Raw genomic sequence first — 15,201 nt, forward strand, 5'->3', positions numbered from 1 at the left:
CCCAGAACAGGAGTGCTCTCGGACATGACTCGTCCAAGGCAACCGGTTCATTGTGCCAGACCAGGTAGCCGCGATCGAAATCGGGCCTCACTGCTCGTCGGCTGGGTCGGCTCGGCGGCGTGGCAGCAGGTGCGGGTGCGGCGCCGGGGCCGACGGCGCCGGGACGACGGTACGCGCCAACTCCACCTCGGCGGCCTTGCGGGCGTGCTCGACGTCGGGCTTGCCCGCGATCAGGTCCTGGATGAAGATCTTCGCGCGGATGACCGGGCGGCGATACCGACGTTCCCGCTCGATCGCCCGGTTCATGGTCTTTGGCCGGTGCCCGTAGCGCCAACGCGCCCACGGCGCGCCCGGCCTACTCAACCGCACCGCGCCGATCAGCAGCAGCGGGGTGAAGAACATGCCGAACAGCCCGGTCCAGATCTTGCCCTTGCCGATCACCACCCCGGCGAGCAACAGATTCACCGCGATCGTGATGGCCACGCCGACCCGCACCCCGATACCGCTCGATGCCCGGAAGTCGTCGTAGTCCAGAAACGTCGCCGGTTGCACGCCGAGCAACAGCAGACCGGTCACCGCGAGCGCGACGAATACCGCGTCCACCGAGGTGCGGCCCTGTTCGGACCAGTAGACGTCACGCAGATAGAAGATCAGCGCGAATTCGTCGAGCACCAGCGCGGCACCGATCCCGAACACGGCGGCCAGCACGCTCGAGGTGACCTGGGTGGAGTCCTCGGCGGTGGCGATCAGCCCGATGCCGGACAGCAGCACGGTGATCACGCCGAACACCATGTGATGGATGTGGGTGTCGCCGGCTTTCACATTGCCCGGCCACCAGCGCACCTGCGCCCGGATCATCCGCACGCTGACCCGGATCACCACGAAGCCGAGGATGAACCCCAGCAGGAAACAGAGCAGGGGCAGGCGGCCGTGCGCGATCACCTCGTCCTCGAGCCACCGTCGCATGCCGCCCGCCCTGTCTTCGAGTTCCTACCTACTTGTTGCCGAAGCCTGCCGCGCGCAGCGCGTCGGCCATCGATCCGGTCGGTGCGGCGGCCTGCTTGCGCTGATTGCCACCGCCGTTGCCCTGCCTGGCCTGTCCCTGATTACGGGCAGGAGCAGGACCACGACCGCCTTGCTGTCCACGACCCTGACCACGCGGCGCACCGCCACCACGATTGTCCCCCTGCGCGGGCTTGCCCGGCTCGTCATCGAGACGCAAGGTGAGTCCGATCCGCTGACGCGCGACATCGACCTCGAGGACCTTCACCTTCACCACGTCGCCGGACTTCACCACTTCGCGCGGATCCTTGACGAAGGTGTGCGACAGCGCCGACACGTGCACGAGCCCGTCCTGATGGACGCCGACATCGACGAACGCGCCGAACGCGGCCACATTCGTCACGACGCCTTCGAGCACCATCCCGGGCTTCAGGTCGGCGACCTTCTCGATGCCCGCGGCGAATTCGGCGGTCTTGAATTCCGGACGCGGGTCGAGGCCCGGCTTCTCCAGCTCGGCGATGATGTCGCTGACGGTGGGCACACCGAACTTCTCGTCGGTGAAGTCGCCGGGCTTCAGCGCACGCAGGGTGCTGGTGTTGCCGATGACCTCGGCCATCTCCCTGCCGGTGTGTTCGAGAATGCGGCGCACCACCGGGTAGGCCTCCGGGTGCACGGCGGAGGTGTCCAGCGGGTCGACACCGCCGCGGATGCGCAGGAAGCCCGCGCACTGTTCGAAAGCCTTCGGCCCCAGGCGCGGAACCTCGAGCAGAGCCTTGCGGCTGTTGAAGGGCCCGTTCTGATCACGGTGGGCCACAATGCTTTCCGCCACCGACGAGGAAACGCCCGACACGCGCGAGAGCAGCGGCACCGAGGCCGTGTTCACGTCGACACCGACCGCGTTCACCGCGTCTTCGACGACCGCGCCCAGCGAGCGCGCCAGCAGCGTCTCGGACACGTCGTGCTGGTACTGGCCGACGCCGATCGACTTGGGATCGATCTTCACCAGTTCGGCGAGCGGGTCCTGCAGACGCCGGGCGATGGAGACCGCGCCGCGCAGCGACACGTCCATGTCGGGCAGTTCGGCCGAGGCGTAGGCCGAGGCGGAGTACACCGAGGCGCCCGCCTCCGACACCACGATCTTGGTCGGCTTGTTCTCCGGGATGCGCGAGATCAGTTCCACCGCAAGCGCATCGGTCTCGCGGGAGGCGGTGCCGTTGCCGATCGCGATGAGCTCCACGCCGAAGCGGGCGACGAGCGCGGCCAGCACGGCCAGCGATTTCTCGGTCTGCCCCTGCGGCTTGTGCGGGTAGATGACCTCGGTCGCGACGGCCTTACCGGTGGCGTCGACGACGGCGACCTTCACCCCGGTGCGGTAGCCCGGGTCGAGGCCCATGGTGGTGCGGGTGCCCGCGGGCGCGGCGAGCAGCAGGTCGCGCAGATTCGCGGCGAACACGTCGACCGCGTCCTTCTCCGCCGCCTGACGCAACCGCATCCTGGTGTCGATCCCCAGACTCACCTGCAGTTTGGTGCGCCAGGCCCAGCGAACGGTGTCGAGCAGCCAGGAATCGGCCGGGCGGCCCTTGTCGGCGATGCCGAATGCGACCGCGATGCGGCCCTCGTAGATCGTGCGCTCGCCGGGCGCGGGCTCGTCGATGTCGGCGTCGAGATGCAGCGTGAGCATCTCCTCCTTCTCCCCGCGCAGCAGCGCCAGGATCCGGTGCGAGGGCAGTTTGTGGAAGGGCTCGCTGAACTCGAAGTAGTCGGAGAACTTGGCCCCGGCCTCTTCTTTGCCCGCGCGCACCGTCGAGGTGACCTGGCCGCGATTCCACATCAGCTCGCGTAGCTCACCGACCAGGTCGGCGTCTTCGGCGAAGCGTTCGACCAGGATCGAGCGGGCGCCGTCGAGCTGTTCGGCGGTGTAGGCGGCCGGATCGGTGCTCGGGTCGCCGATCAGCGCGTCGGCCACCGGCTCGTGTCCGGCTTCGCGCGCGATCTGAGCCTTGGTGCGGCGCTTGGGTTTGTAGGGCAGGTAGATGTCTTCCAGACGCGCCTTGGTCTCGGCGAGCATGAGCTGCGAGTGCAGGGCGGGATCGAGTTTGCCCTGGCCGCGAATGGATTCGATGATCGCGCCGCGGCGCTCGTCGAGCTCACGCAGATAGCCGAGTCGTTCCTCGAGCTGGCGCAACTGGGCATCGTCGAGCCCGTCGGTGACCTCCTTGCGGTACCGCGCGATGAACGGAACCGTCGAACCGCCGTCGAGCAGTTCGACGGCGGCGCGGACCTGGGTCTCGCGCACCCCCAGTTCATCGGCGATCCGCCTGCCTACGCTGGCGATGGTGGTCGTGCTGTCGGCGATCTCAGGCGCTGTCGTCACAGCCGCAGAGACTACAGCTCATGACCGACACCCCGCTGGCACCCAGGTCAGCGGATTGTCGTCACTGCCCACTGCCAGAACGCATCGAGTGAGGGGTCGGCATCACCGACTTGCTCGATCTGGCTGCTGGTCAACACCGACGTCGGCCGGTCGACACCCAGCGCGAGCGTGCGTGATGGATCGAATCGTGGTGCGCCGCAGCCACTCAGCCGAGGATCTCCCTGGCGAGTTCGCGCATCTCGGCCTTGCGGACCTTGCCGGTGACCGTCATCGGGAACTCGTCGACCACATGCACGTAGCGCGGGATCTTGTAGTGGGCGAGGCGCCCGGTGCAGAAGGCTCGCACGGCGGCGGCATCGAGGACTTCCGCGCCCTCGCGCAGGCGGATCCAGACCATGAGTTCCTCCCCGTATCTGTCGTCGGGGACGCCGATGACCTGGGCATCGACGATGTCGGGATGGGTATAGAGGAACTCCTCGATCTCGCGGGGGTAGACGTTCTCACCACCGCGGATGACCATGTCCTTGATCCGGCCGGTGACCGAGAGGTAGCCGTCGTCGTCCATGACGCCGATGTCGCCGGTGTGCATCCAGCGGGCGGCGTCGATCGCCTCGGCGGTCTTGTCGGGCTGGTCCCAGTAGCCGAGCATCACCGAGTAGCCGCGGGTGCACAGTTCACCCGGTTCGCCGCGTGGCACGGTGCGCCCGGTCGCCGGGTCGACCACCTTGACCTCGAGGTGTGGGCCGACCCGGCCGACGGTGGCGGTGCGGCAGTCGATGCTGTCGTCGCGACGGGTCTGCGTGGAGACCGGCGAGGTCTCGGTCATGCCGTAGCAGATCGCGACCTCGGCCATGCCGAGCCGGTCGATCACTCGTTTCATCACTTCCACCGGGCACGGCGAGCCCGCCATGATGCCGGTGCGCAGGCTGGACAGCTCCGGTGCGGCGCCGCTGCCGAGTTCGGACAGCATCGCGATGAACATCGTCGGCACACCATAGAGCGAGGTGCAGCGTTCGGCGGCGACGGCGGCCAGCGTCGCGGCCGGGTCGAACGACGGCGCCGGAATCACCACGGCCGCACCGTGCGAGGTGACCGCGAGATTGCCCATCACCATGCCGAAGCAGTGGTAGTACGGAACCGGGATGCAGACCCGGTCGGCTTCGGTGTATCCGCACAGTTCGCCCACGAAGAACCCGTTGTTGAGGATGTTGTGGTGGCTCAAGGTCGCGCCCTTCGGGAAACCCGTTGTTCCCGAGGTGTATTGGATATTGATCGGATCGTCGGCCGACAGCGTCTCGGCGATCGCGGCCAACCGTTCGGCGTCGGGCACCGTCTCGACCACCTGCCGCCACTGCTCGGTGCCCACAATCAGCACCTGCTCCAGGGCGGGACAGTTCGGGCGGACCTGCTCGATCATCGCGACATAGTCCGAGGTCTTGAACTTCGGTGCGGCGATCAGCAGGCACACCCCGGCCTGGTTGAGGACGTAGTCCAGTTCGCTGGTGCGGTAGGCGGGATTGATAGTGACCAGAATCGCGCCGATCTTCGCCGTGGCGTACTGCACGAGCAGCCATTCCGCGCAGTTGGGCGCCCAGATCCCGACCCGGTCGCCAGGGCCGATGCCGTGCGCGATGAGACCGGTCGCGACGGCATCGACAGCGACGCCCAGCTCGCGGTAGGTCCAGCGGCGTCCCGTCGGACAGTCGATGAGCGCCTCGCGCGTGGGGTGGGCCGCGACGGTGCGGTCGAGGTTCGCGCCGATGGTGTCACCGAGCAGCGGGGTGTCGGCCGGACCGCAGGTGTAACTGAGTTCGGACATCAGCGAATCTCCTTGCCGCGCAGCAGGAATCGCTGCACTTTGCCACTCGGCGTCTTGGGCAGACTGTCCACGAAGTGGACTTTCCTCGGATAGGCGTGAGCGGCGAACCCGTCCTTGACGAGTTGCTGCAGTTCGGCGGTCAGCTCGGCGCTGCCCTCGGTGCCGGTGCGGGTCACCACGAAGGCCTCCAGTACCTCGCCGCGCAGTTCGTCGGGCATCCCGACGACGGCGGCCTCGGCGACCTGGTCGTGCAGGACCAGCACGCTCTCGACCTCGAACGGGCCGATCCGGTAGCCGGCCATGATGATCACGTCGTCGTCGCGGGCGCTGAAGTGGAAGCAGCCATCGGCGTCGCGCGCGCCGACGTCACCGGTCAGATACCAGCGTCCGTCGGCGCTGAATCGGGTCGCGGTGCGTTCCGGATCGTCGAGGTAGCCGAGGAACCAGAGCAGCGGGCTGTGGTCGGTATCGATAGCGACCCGGCCGAACTCGCCGGGGGCCGCCTCGACGTCGGCGTCTTCGGCCAGGACCGCACAGGACCACCCGGGCAGCTGTCGGCCCATCGAACCGAGCGGGGCGGCGGCATCGAGGGCGGGGTGCCACGCGTGGCAGATGACCATGCCGTGCTCGGTCTGGCCGTAGTGATCGCGCACCGCCACACCGAGGGCCCGCTGCGACCACGCCACCACGTCCGGGGTCAACGGCTCGCCCGCCGACGACGCTCTGCGCAGGGCGAATCCGTCCGGAGCCGACGCGCTGTCGGCGCGCAATGCTCGGTAGACAGTCGGCGCCGCCGCGAAGTTGGTGACGCCGAAGCGTCGCAGCACGTCCCAGGTGAGCGACGCCGAGAAGCCCGCGTGCAGCAGCAGGCTGCGCGCGCCGGTAGCCAGCGGTCCCAGGATCGCGTAGTAGAGGCCGTATGCCCAGCCCGGGTCGGCCGCGTTCCAGAAGACGTCCTCGGGGCGCACGTCGAGGGCGAATTCCTGGTAGGCGTGAAACGATGCCAGCGCGCGGACCGGGATCGGTACGCCCTTAGGGGTTCCGGTGGTGCCGCTGGTGAACAACTGGACCAGCAGACCGTCGCCGCCGACCGCCACCGGCCTCGCGCGCGGATCGTCGGACCGGTGCCGGGCCAGCAGCTCATCGAACAGCAGCGCGCCGGGGATCTCGGCGTCGCCGACGATGATCGTCCGGTAGTCGGCCGTGGCGAGCTTCGGCGCCTGGTCGGCGTCGGCGACAGCGACCTTCGTGTGGCTAGCGCTCAGCCGGAACTCGATGGCGGGTGTCGCGAAGGCGGTGAACAACGGGACGTGCACCGCGCCACGGCGCCAGATGCCGAGCAGCGCCACCACGAGCTCGGCGGACTTTCCCATCAGCGTCGCGACCCGGTCGCCGGGCTCGACGCCGAGTTCGGCCAGCGCGGCGGCGAACCGAGCCGAGCGTTCCCGCAGCTCGCCGTAGGTCAACTCGTGCGCGCTCAGATCGGCTTCGACCACGGTGAACGCGATCTGCGTGGCCGGATGCCGATCGCAGAGCAGTTCGGCCGCGCAGGCCTCCGGTCCGTCGTAGTGGTCGAGCAGGTCGCGCACCCGCGCGTCCAGGTCGGTAGTCATCGCAGCTTCTCCTCAACGCCCGGGCAACGGCCGCCCGGGTGTGACCTAGAATGTGGCATAGCTCACGCCGACCACTACCCCCGAAAAGGGGTGATCCATGACTTCCCTGTTGCGCCCACGCGACGGTGACGCGCTGCGCGCCGAGATCCGCTGGGTGGCGCGCCGGGCGAGCGTCCCGGTGGTGTTCGGCGGCGCGGTAGACGAGGACACCCTGCTGCTCACCGAGTTCGCGGGCACCGTCACCACGGGCCTGCGCGGGCTGTCGGTGCTACGCACCTCCGGGCTCGGCGGGCAGGCCATGGAGTACCGCAGACCCGCGTCGGTGGCCGACTATCGGGGCGCCTCCACCATCACCCACCACTACGACGCCGCGGTGGTCGGCGAGGGGCTGCGGTCGGTGATGGCCGTGCCGGTCCTGGTCGCCGACCGGCCTCGCGCGGTGCTCTACGCGGCCACCCGTGGCGCGACCCCGCTCGGCGACCGCACCGCCGAGGTGATCCTGCAGGCGGGCAGAAGGCTGGCCGCCGAGATCGCGGTCCGCGACGAAGTGGACCGGAGGGTCCGACTGCTCGACCTCGCGACGCCGCCGTCCGCGTCCACGCCCGCGGTGACCGAGGAGCTGCGCGAGATCCACGCCGAACTTCGCGCCCTCGCGACCGCGACCGGCGATCCCGCACTGCGCGAACAGCTTTCCGGGGTGTGCGACCGATTGACCGGGGTGCTGACCGGCGGGCCCGGCGCCGAGACGCCGCGGCTGTCGCGGCGCGAGCTCGATGTGCTGGCCCAGATCGCCCTCGGCTGCACGAATCAGGAAGCGGCGCTTCGGCTCTCGCTCGGGGCCGAAACCGTCAAGAGCTATCTGCGGCAGGCGATGAGCAAGCTCGATGCCAGCACTCGCCACGAAGCTGTATCGCTGGCACGTCGACACGGCTTGCTGCCCTGAACCGCCGCCGCACCGGCCCCTTCACCCGCTGTCCGGTATGTGCGATATATCACTTTCATTCGGGCGACACAAATGTTTCGACACCCGGCAACGGCCACCCGGGCGGACTCGATCGCCCGCGGCGGCGCGAACCACCGATATCGAACATCGCGCCACACGCGCGTCGGCAACGGCCGATCGTCCACGGATGCAATGCTTGTACTGGGAACATCGCCGCACCGCCCGTTCGGATCCACCGCACCGGACACGATCGCGCCGAAAGACGCAGGGGCCGAACCCATTCCGGATGGAACCAGCAATCCTCACTTTGGACGTTCACACAACGAATGACCTCGATGGATACCCAAATGTCTTTGCGACAAAACAATCTCGGGGCGCATCCGGCCCGGTACCGTCGGTCCGATGACGGAGCCTTTTCAACTGGCCGGCCTCTCACTGGACTGTGACGACCCCGAGTCCCTCGCCCGCTTCTACCTCGGGCTGCTCGGTGGCCGTGTCCTGTGGAACGACGCGCACAGCGTCGGGATCCGCATCCCGTCGGGATTGACCATCGCCGCACAGCACGTAGCGGACTACTACCCGCCGCAGTGGCCGGGCACCGCCGCGGTACACCTCGACCTGGCCGCCGATGCCGATCTGGATCTGTGCGAACAGCACGCTCTCGCGATCGGCGCGAAACCCGCACCGGTGCAACCGGATCCACGCTGGCGGGTGTTGCTGGACCCGGCCGGCCATCCGTTCTGTATCACCACCCGCGTGATCGCGGGATAGGTCAGGGCAGCAGATCGGGCCGACGCCGCGCGGTGCGTTCCAGTGACTGTTCGTGGCGCCACGCGGCTACCTTGGCGTGGTCGCCCGAGAGCAGGATCGGGGGTACGTCGAGGCCGCGCCACGACACCGGCCGCGTGTAGCTGGGACCTTCGAGGAGTCCGTCGGAGAACGAATCCTCTTGGTGGGACTGCTGATTGCCGAGCACGCCGGGAATCAGCCGCACCACGGCCTCGGTCATCACGAGCACCGCGGCCTCGCCGCCGATGAGGACGTAGTCGCCGATGCTCACCTCTTCGACGCGGACGCGGCGGGCGGCGTCGTCGAACACGCGCTGATCGATGCCCTCGTAGCGCCCGCAGGCGAAGACGAGGTGTTTCTCGGTGGCCCAGCGCTGCGCGGTGGCCTGGGTGAACGGCACACCGGCCGGAGTGGGGACGACGAGCAGGGCGTCGTCGGGGCACACCTCGTCCAGGGCGTCGCCCCAGACGGTGGGCTTCATGACCATCCCGGGACCACCGCCGTAGGGCGAGTCGTCGACCGACTTGTGCACGTCATGGGTCCAGTTGCGCAAGTCGTGTACACCGACCGAGATCAGACCTTTGTCGACGGCCTTACCGAGCAGCGCGGTGCGCAGCGGCTCCAGATACTCCGGGAAGATCGTGACGACGTCGAGTTGCACGAATTACTCCGGATCGAGCAGGCCCTCGGGCGGTGTGATGACCACCAGTCCATCGGCGAGCGAAACCGTCGGCACGATGGCGGTGACAAAGGGAATGAGAATTTCGCGACCGTCCTCGGCGGCACGCACCGACAGCAGTTCGCCCGCGGCCGAATGCAGCACCTCGGTGACCGTACCGACGAGGGTGCCGTCGGCGAACTCGACCCGAAGACCTTCGAGTTCGTGGTCGTAGAAGGCGTCGTCATCCTCCGACGGCGGCAGCGAATCGCTGTCGACGACGAACAACGTGCCGCGCAGGGCGTCGGCGGCGGTGCGGTCGTCGATACCGTCGACGTACACCAGAAGTCGGCCCGAGTGCTCTCGGGCCGACTTCACGGTGTAGTCACGGGTCGCCGAGGACTTCGGCATCCTGCCGCGCAACGTGACGCCCGGTGCGAACCGGACGTCCGGCTCGTCGGTGCGCACATCGACGACGAGTTCGCCGCGCACGCCGTGCGACTTGGCGACCCGACCTACGACGAGTTCCATCTAGGCGTCGGTATCGACCACGTCGACCCGGATCCCACGGCCGCCGATGCCGGCGACCAGGGTGCGCAGCGCGGTCGCGGTACGACCACCGCGCCCGATCACCTTGCCCAGGTCTTCAGGATGGACGTGTACCTCGACGGTGCGTCCACGACGGCCGGTGAGCAGCTCGACACGGACGTCGTCAGGGTTGGCGACGATGCCGCGAACCAGATGTTCGACGGCATCGGCAACAACAGCAGTCATTACTCGGCAGCCTCGGTGGCGGCTTCCTCAGCGGCAGCCTCGTCCTTCTTGGCGGCCTTCTTCTTCGGGGTGACGGCCTCGGTGGTGGGCGCGTTGTCGGCGGCGGCGAGCGCGGCGTTGAACAGGTCCAGCTTGGAGGCCTTTTCGGCCTTGACCTTCAGGGTGCCCTCGGTGCCCGGCAGGCCCTTGAACTTCTGCCAGTCGCCGGTGATCTCCAGCAGACGCTGCACCGACTCGGTCGGCTGCGCGCCGACGGACAGCCAGTACGCGACGCGCTCGGCGTCGATCTGGATCAGCGAAGGCTCTTCCTTCGGGTGGTACAGGCCGATGGACTCGATGGCCCGGCCGTCACGACGGGTGCGGGCGTCGGCGATGACGACGCGGTACTGCGGGTTGCGGATCTTGCCCAGGCGGGTGAGCTTGATGCGAACAGCCATGCTGGCTTGCCTCTTTCGATAGTTTGGTCACCACGCGATTCAGCGACCCACATGGTCTGCGGGTCCGGTTTCGCGCATGTGTGCGTGACCGCCGCGCGGTACGTAACCGGAGACGGGCTGACACTGTCCAGGAAGGACGAGGGTTCATTCTGCCAGACGACCCGCGACGGCCGGAAATCGCCTCCGCTAACGCCGCGCAACGCCGATTCAGCGGTGCCCGGTGACCGGATCGGGGGTCTTCACCACCAGGCCACGCAGGACAACCCATTGTGGGTCGGTGAGCGACTGGGGGTTCACGCGGGGGTCGTCGGCGTAGACGACGAAGTCGGCCGGGGCGCCCTCTTCGATGCCGGGGCGGCCGAGCCAGGTGCGGGCGTTCCAGGAGGCGGCGCCGAGGGCCTCGTGGGGTGACAGGCCCGCGCCGGACAGAGCGGTGATCTCGTCGGCGATGCGGCCGTGCCGGATGGAACCGCCCGCGTCGGTGCCCGCGTAGATCGGCACGCCCGCCTCGTGGGCTTTGCCGACGGTGTCGCGGACGCGGCGGTGCAGATCGCGCATGTGGGCGGCGTAGACCGGGAACTTCGTGGCGCTGTCGGCGATGCCGGGGAAGGTGTCGATATTGATCAGGGTGGGGACGAGGGCGGTGCCGTTGGACACCATTAGCTCGATGGTGTCGTCGGTGATGCCGGTGCCGTGTTCGAGGCAGTCGATGCCCGCGTTGATCAGGCCGGGCAGCGCGTCCTCACCGAACACGTGCGCGGTGACCCTGGCTCCGTTCGCGTGGGCCGCGTCGATGGCCTGCTTCAGGATGTCGTCACTCCACAGCGGCCGCAGGTCGCCTACGGTTCGGTCGATCCAGTCCCCCACGATCTTGACCCAGCCGTCACCGAAGCGGGCCTGCTCGGCGACGATCTCGGGCAGGTCGCGTTCGTCGTCGAGCTCGATGCCGAGTTCGCGGATGTAGCGCTTGGGCCGGGCGATGTGGCGGCCCGCGCGGATGATCCGCGGCAGCTCGGCGTGCTCGTCGATGAATCGGGTGTCGATCGGCGAGCCCGCGTCGCGCAGGAGCAGCGCGCCCACGTCACGTTCGGTCTCGGCCTGCTCGATCGCGCCCTCGCGGGTCTCGTCGCCGCCGCCGTAGCGGATCCCGACATGACAGTGGGCGTCGACCAGGCCCGGCACGATCCACCCTGCGTTGCACAGGGTTTCGGCACCGCGCATCGGCTCGAACGTCACTACGCCGTCGACGACCCAGAGGTCGCGCTCCCGGTCGTCGGGGAGCACCACACCACGCAGATGCACACGAACCTCCAGTCATCGGCCTGAGACCGAACCTACCGCGCACGATCAGCACCCGCACACGCTCCGAGGCACCGCGGCAGAACCGGGCGAGTGGTCAGTCGTTCGAAGGATCGCCGTCGAGAAAGACCCGCACTGCGGTGATACGCGGCCGGTCCGGCGCGAAATCGACGAACGCCACGCCTCGCGACGCACCGACTCTCACGCTCACACTGACGGTGCGACCCGCGGCGATCATCTTGTCCCACTCCATGCCTCGCGCGCGGTCGGCGAATTCCGCCACCGAGATCGGGTGCCCGACGGGCAGCTCGATCACCGTCCGCTCATCGAGCAGCGCCCGCACGCCACCCGAGTCGCCGGATGCGGCCGCGGCGAACAGTCTGCGGACCAGGCGCTTGCCCGACCCGCCCACACCGCGCAGCGCTCGCATCATTCCCATCGCACCGCCGATTCCGAGCTCGGCGACGAGTTGCGGTCCGAGCTTCGCGCCCGCGAGCACTCCGGACGGCCCCGTGCGCAGCAGTCGCGCGATCATCACCCCCAGCTCCCAGTGCGCGGCGAGCCGGGCGATCCGCCAGCCGCCGTCGGTGCCGACCAGGTCGTAGCGCAGATGCATCGGCACGGTGACGGTGGCGCCGGTCGACATCGTGGTCTCGATGTGCAGGTCACGCACCACCGTGTACCCGGCGACGAGGTCGCGGTCGATACGGAAGGCGATGGAGTTCGGCGCGATGAAGACATTGTAGAAGCGCGAGATCGCGTCGGGACCGATGTGCTCACGCGAGCCGTACGGGTCGTGCACCGCGGCCTGCTCGGCGAACAGCCCGACCCAGGCGGTCTTGTCGTGCGCGGCCACGGCACGCGGTGATGCCTGCACAGCCGCGAGCAGGTCCTCGGCGGTCCGATCCAACGGCATGTACGTCCTCCATACTCGCGCTTCCCCTGCGCGATCCATGATAGAACGTGTTCTAGTTTTGCGTCGGCGATCGTGCCCGGCGCCTGTTGGACAAGAGGATCTCGATGGACTGGTACACCGGGAACACCACCTACGACACCGTGCTGGCCATCGCCTTCGGCTTCGCCGCGTTCGTGATCGTCGGCGGACTGTTCGCGCAGAGCCCCTACGGCCGCTTCGCCTCGAACAAGGTCGGCTTCAATCTCAACCCCAAGCTGGGCTGGTGGCTGATGGAACTGCCCGCGACCGTCGTGTTCGCGGTGTTCTATCTCAGCGGCCCCGATCGCTTCGAACCCGTTCCGCTGGTGCTGGCCGCCATCTGGTTGCTGCACTACGGCAACCGTGGCTGGTTCTTCCCGCTCTCCATTCGGCAGGTGCCGGGCAAGACGAGCAGTTTCAATGTCTCGGTGGTCGCGGCGGGCGTGTTCGTGACGGCGCTGCACGGCTATCTCAACGGCGCGTTCTTCAGCAACGACTACAACAACCAGTACGGCACCGCCTGGCTCACCGATCCGCGCTTTCTGATCGGGCTGGTCGTGTACCTGTGCGGCTTCGGACTGCTGGTGCGGTCCGAAGCGATCGTGCGCAATCTGCGGGACAAGAACAACCCCGGCGCCGCCGAGTACCAGGTTCCGCACGGCGCGGGCTTCCGCTTCGTCAGCAGCCCGGCCTACCTCGGTGAACTGATCGCCTGGGCCGGATTCGCCCTGCTCACCTGGTCACTGGCCGGCGTCGCGATCTTCTTGATCACCGCGGGGAACCTGGTGCCACGTGCCTTCGCCACCCACCGGTGGTACCGCGAGAAGTTCGCCGACTACCCCACCACCCGCAAAGCGTTGATCCCCGGCGTGATCTGAGCCGATGAGAAAGCCGTGGTAGGTGATCACTCACCTACCACGGCTTTTCAGTACGAACGACTCAATTTTTGGGGAACTTCAGCTGGGACAGATCGATCCCCTCCAGGCCGGGCGGCAGCTGATCGAGACCGGGCGGCATGTTCGACAGGTCCATGCCCGGCGGCAAGCCCGGCATCCCGGCGGGCATTCCGGGGAACCCACCGCGCATCTTCGGCTGAGTGGGCCCACGCCCGCCCTTCTTGCCCTTCTTACCGCCCTTTTTGTTGTTGCCGCGGCGAGCTCCCGGCATCCCCATCTGCCGACCCATCATCGCCATCATCTTCTTGGCTTCGAAGAACCGGTCGACGAGCTGGTTGACCTCGGAGACCTGCACCCCGGAACCGTTGGCGATGCGCAGGCGCCGCGAGGCGTTGATGATCTTCGGGTTGTCCCGCTCGGCGCGGGTCATGCCCCGGATGATCGCCTGCACCCGGTCGAGCTGCTTGTCGTCGACCGCGGCCAGCGCGTCCTTCATCTGACCGGCGCCCGGCAGCATCCCGAGCAGATTGCCGATCGGGCCCATCTTGCGGATGGCCAGCATCTGGTCGAGGAAGTCCTCGAGGGTGAGTTCGCCGCTGCCGATCTTGCGCGCGGTCTCCTCGGCCTGCTCGGCGTCGTAGACCTGTTCGGCCTGCTCGATGAGGGTGAGCACATCGCCCATGCCGAGGATGCGCGAGGCCATCCGGTCGGGATGGAAGACGTCGAAATCCTCGAGCTTCTCGCCGGTGGAGGCGAACATGATCGGCGCACCGGTGACATTGCGCACCGACAGCGCCGCACCACCGCGAGCGTCACCGTCGAGCTTGGTGAGCACGACGCCGGTGAACCCGACCCCGTCGCGGAAGGCTTCGGCGGTGCTGACCGCGTCCTGACCGATCATCGCGTCGAGCACGAACAGGGTCTCGTCCGGCTGCACGGCATCGCGGATGCCAGCGGCCTGGCGCATCAGCTCGGCGTCGATACCGAGGCGACCGGCGGTATCGACGATCACCACGTCGTACTGCTTGGCCTTGGCCTCTTCGATACCGGCCGCGGCGACGGCGACCGGGTCGGCCGCGGTGATCCCGAGCGGGTTCTCACCGCCACCGATGGAGGTGCCGCCGTGCGGGGCGAACACGGGCACGCCCGCCCGCTCACCGACTACCTGCAGCTGGGTGACCGCGCCGGGACGCTGGAGGTCACAGGCCACCAGCAACGGCTGGTGCCCCTGACCCTTGAGCCATTTGGCCAGCTTGCCCGCGAGCGTGGTCTTACCCGCACCCTGCAGACCGGCCAGCATGATGACCGTCGGCGGGTTCTTGGCGAGGTTGAGGCGACGGGTCTCGCCACCGAGGATCGCGACGAGTTCCTCGTTGACGATCTTGACGACCTGCTGCGCGGGATTGAGCGCGCCGGAGACCTCCGCGCCCTTGGCGCGTTCTTTGACGTTGGCGATGAAGCCGCGCACCACGGGCAGCGCGACGTCGGCCTCGAGGAGTGCGAGGCGGATCTCGCGCGCGGTGGCGTCGATGTCGGCCGGTGACAGACGCCCCTTACCGCGCAGATCCTGCAGTGCACCGGTAAGCCGGTCGGACAGGGATTCGAACACCGATCGCGCTCCTGATCTGAAAGGGTCTCAGGTCGTCTGACCGAAGTCGGACGT

At 68.1% G+C, this 15,201-nt stretch carries 14 protein-coding genes; 3 read left to right on the forward strand and 11 right to left on the reverse strand.

The window, feature by feature from the left end:
• Positions 1 to 87 precede the first annotated feature (87 nt).
• From OHS03_RS19580 to OHS03_RS19595, 4 genes are all read right to left on the reverse strand, one after another.
• Positions 88 to 966 (reverse strand): hypothetical protein, encoded by an 879-nt coding sequence (locus tag OHS03_RS19580; RefSeq protein ID WP_328656054.1) that lies wholly within the window; start codon positions 964 to 966, stop codon positions 88 to 90.
• A 28-nt stretch (positions 967 to 994) separates the two neighbouring features.
• Positions 995 to 3,376, reverse strand: a complete 2,382-nt coding sequence (locus OHS03_RS19585; protein ID WP_328656056.1) for a Tex family protein — start codon at positions 3,374 to 3,376, stop codon at positions 995 to 997.
• 205 nt (positions 3,377 to 3,581) lie between these two features.
• Positions 3,582 to 5,195, reverse strand: a complete 1,614-nt coding sequence (locus OHS03_RS19590; RefSeq protein WP_328656058.1) for an AMP-binding protein — start codon at positions 5,193 to 5,195, stop codon at positions 3,582 to 3,584.
• Positions 5,195 to 6,808 carry an AMP-binding protein gene (locus OHS03_RS19595; protein ID WP_328656060.1) on the reverse strand — a complete coding sequence of 538 codons (1,614 nt, stop codon included), beginning with the start codon at positions 6,806 to 6,808 and terminating at the stop codon, positions 5,195 to 5,197. The genes OHS03_RS19590 and OHS03_RS19595 overlap by 1 nt, the downstream gene beginning before the upstream one ends.
• A 97-nt stretch (positions 6,809 to 6,905) precedes the next feature.
• Here OHS03_RS19595 and OHS03_RS19600 point away from each other — a divergent pair, with 97 nt between their 5' ends.
• On the forward strand, positions 6,906 to 7,751 hold the full coding sequence (locus OHS03_RS19600) for a helix-turn-helix transcriptional regulator (protein ID WP_328656062.1): 846 nt from the start codon (positions 6,906 to 6,908) through the stop codon (positions 7,749 to 7,751).
• Positions 7,752 to 8,153: 402 nt separating this feature from the next.
• Entirely contained in the window at positions 8,154 to 8,522 is a 369-nt protein-coding gene (locus OHS03_RS19605) for a VOC family protein (protein ID WP_056811825.1), read from the forward strand.
• A gap of 1 nt (position 8,523) precedes the next feature.
• Here OHS03_RS19605 and trmD read toward each other — a convergent pair whose 3' ends face one another.
• The 6 genes from trmD to OHS03_RS19635 form a co-directional block, all read right to left on the reverse strand.
• Entirely contained in the window at positions 8,524 to 9,201 is a 678-nt protein-coding gene (trmD, locus tag OHS03_RS19610; RefSeq protein ID WP_056811827.1) for a tRNA (guanosine(37)-N1)-methyltransferase TrmD, read from the reverse strand.
• Positions 9,202 to 9,204: 3 nt separating this feature from the next.
• Entirely contained in the window at positions 9,205 to 9,729 is a 525-nt protein-coding gene (rimM, locus tag OHS03_RS19615; RefSeq protein WP_328656064.1) for a ribosome maturation factor RimM, read from the reverse strand.
• Positions 9,730 to 9,972: an RNA-binding protein gene (locus tag OHS03_RS19620; protein WP_056811833.1), complete on the reverse strand. Its 243-nt coding sequence runs from the start codon at positions 9,970 to 9,972 to the stop codon at positions 9,730 to 9,732.
• Positions 9,972 to 10,409, reverse strand: a complete 438-nt coding sequence (rpsP, locus tag OHS03_RS19625; protein WP_063004279.1) for a 30S ribosomal protein S16 — start codon at positions 10,407 to 10,409, stop codon at positions 9,972 to 9,974. Before rpsP ends, OHS03_RS19620 begins: the two co-directional genes overlap by 1 nt.
• Before the next feature lie 207 nt (positions 10,410 to 10,616).
• Entirely contained in the window at positions 10,617 to 11,711 is a 1,095-nt protein-coding gene (locus tag OHS03_RS19630; protein WP_328656066.1) for an amidohydrolase family protein, read from the reverse strand.
• A 94-nt stretch (positions 11,712 to 11,805) separates the two neighbouring features.
• A complete protein-coding gene (locus OHS03_RS19635; RefSeq protein WP_328656069.1) occupies positions 11,806 to 12,624 on the reverse strand; it encodes a nuclear transport factor 2 family protein in 819 nt (272 codons plus the stop codon).
• Positions 12,625 to 12,728: 104 nt separating this feature from the next.
• Between OHS03_RS19635 and OHS03_RS19640 the strand changes: the two genes are divergently transcribed.
• Complete coding sequence (locus OHS03_RS19640; protein WP_056815689.1) at positions 12,729 to 13,520, forward strand: phosphatidylethanolamine N-methyltransferase family domain-containing protein; 792 nt, start codon at positions 12,729 to 12,731, stop codon at positions 13,518 to 13,520.
• A 61-nt stretch (positions 13,521 to 13,581) separates the two neighbouring features.
• On the opposite strand, the gene ffh is transcribed toward OHS03_RS19640, so the two are convergent.
• Complete coding sequence (ffh, locus tag OHS03_RS19645) at positions 13,582 to 15,147, reverse strand: signal recognition particle protein (protein ID WP_056811842.1); 1,566 nt, start codon at positions 15,145 to 15,147, stop codon at positions 13,582 to 13,584.
• Positions 15,148 to 15,201: the final 54 nt, after the last annotated feature.

It is taken from the genome of Nocardia salmonicida, from assembly GCF_036142455.1.
Taxonomy (GTDB): domain Bacteria; phylum Actinomycetota; class Actinomycetes; order Mycobacteriales; family Mycobacteriaceae; genus Nocardia; species Nocardia salmonicida.

Coding starts and splice junctions, on each gene's coding strand:
- OHS03_RS19580 (WP_328656054.1), bottom strand. CDS start 966: ATGCGACGGTGGCTCGAGGACGAGGTGATCGCGCACGGCCGCCTGCCC.
- OHS03_RS19590 (WP_328656058.1), bottom strand. CDS start 5,195: ATGTCCGAACTCAGTTACACCTGCGGTCCGGCCGACACCCCGCTGCTC.
- OHS03_RS19595 (WP_328656060.1), bottom strand. CDS start 6,808: ATGACTACCGACCTGGACGCGCGGGTGCGCGACCTGCTCGACCACTAC.
- OHS03_RS19600 (WP_328656062.1), top strand. CDS start 6,906: ATGACTTCCCTGTTGCGCCCACGCGACGGTGACGCGCTGCGCGCCGAG.
- OHS03_RS19605 (WP_056811825.1), top strand. CDS start 8,154: ATGACGGAGCCTTTTCAACTGGCCGGCCTCTCACTGGACTGTGACGAC.
- rimM (WP_328656064.1), bottom strand. CDS start 9,729: ATGGAACTCGTCGTAGGTCGGGTCGCCAAGTCGCACGGCGTGCGCGGC.
- OHS03_RS19620 (WP_056811833.1), bottom strand. CDS start 9,972: ATGACTGCTGTTGTTGCCGATGCCGTCGAACATCTGGTTCGCGGCATC.
- rpsP (WP_063004279.1), bottom strand. CDS start 10,409: ATGGCTGTTCGCATCAAGCTCACCCGCCTGGGCAAGATCCGCAACCCG.
- OHS03_RS19635 (WP_328656069.1), bottom strand. CDS start 12,624: ATGCCGTTGGATCGGACCGCCGAGGACCTGCTCGCGGCTGTGCAGGCA.
- OHS03_RS19640 (WP_056815689.1), top strand. CDS start 12,729: ATGGACTGGTACACCGGGAACACCACCTACGACACCGTGCTGGCCATC.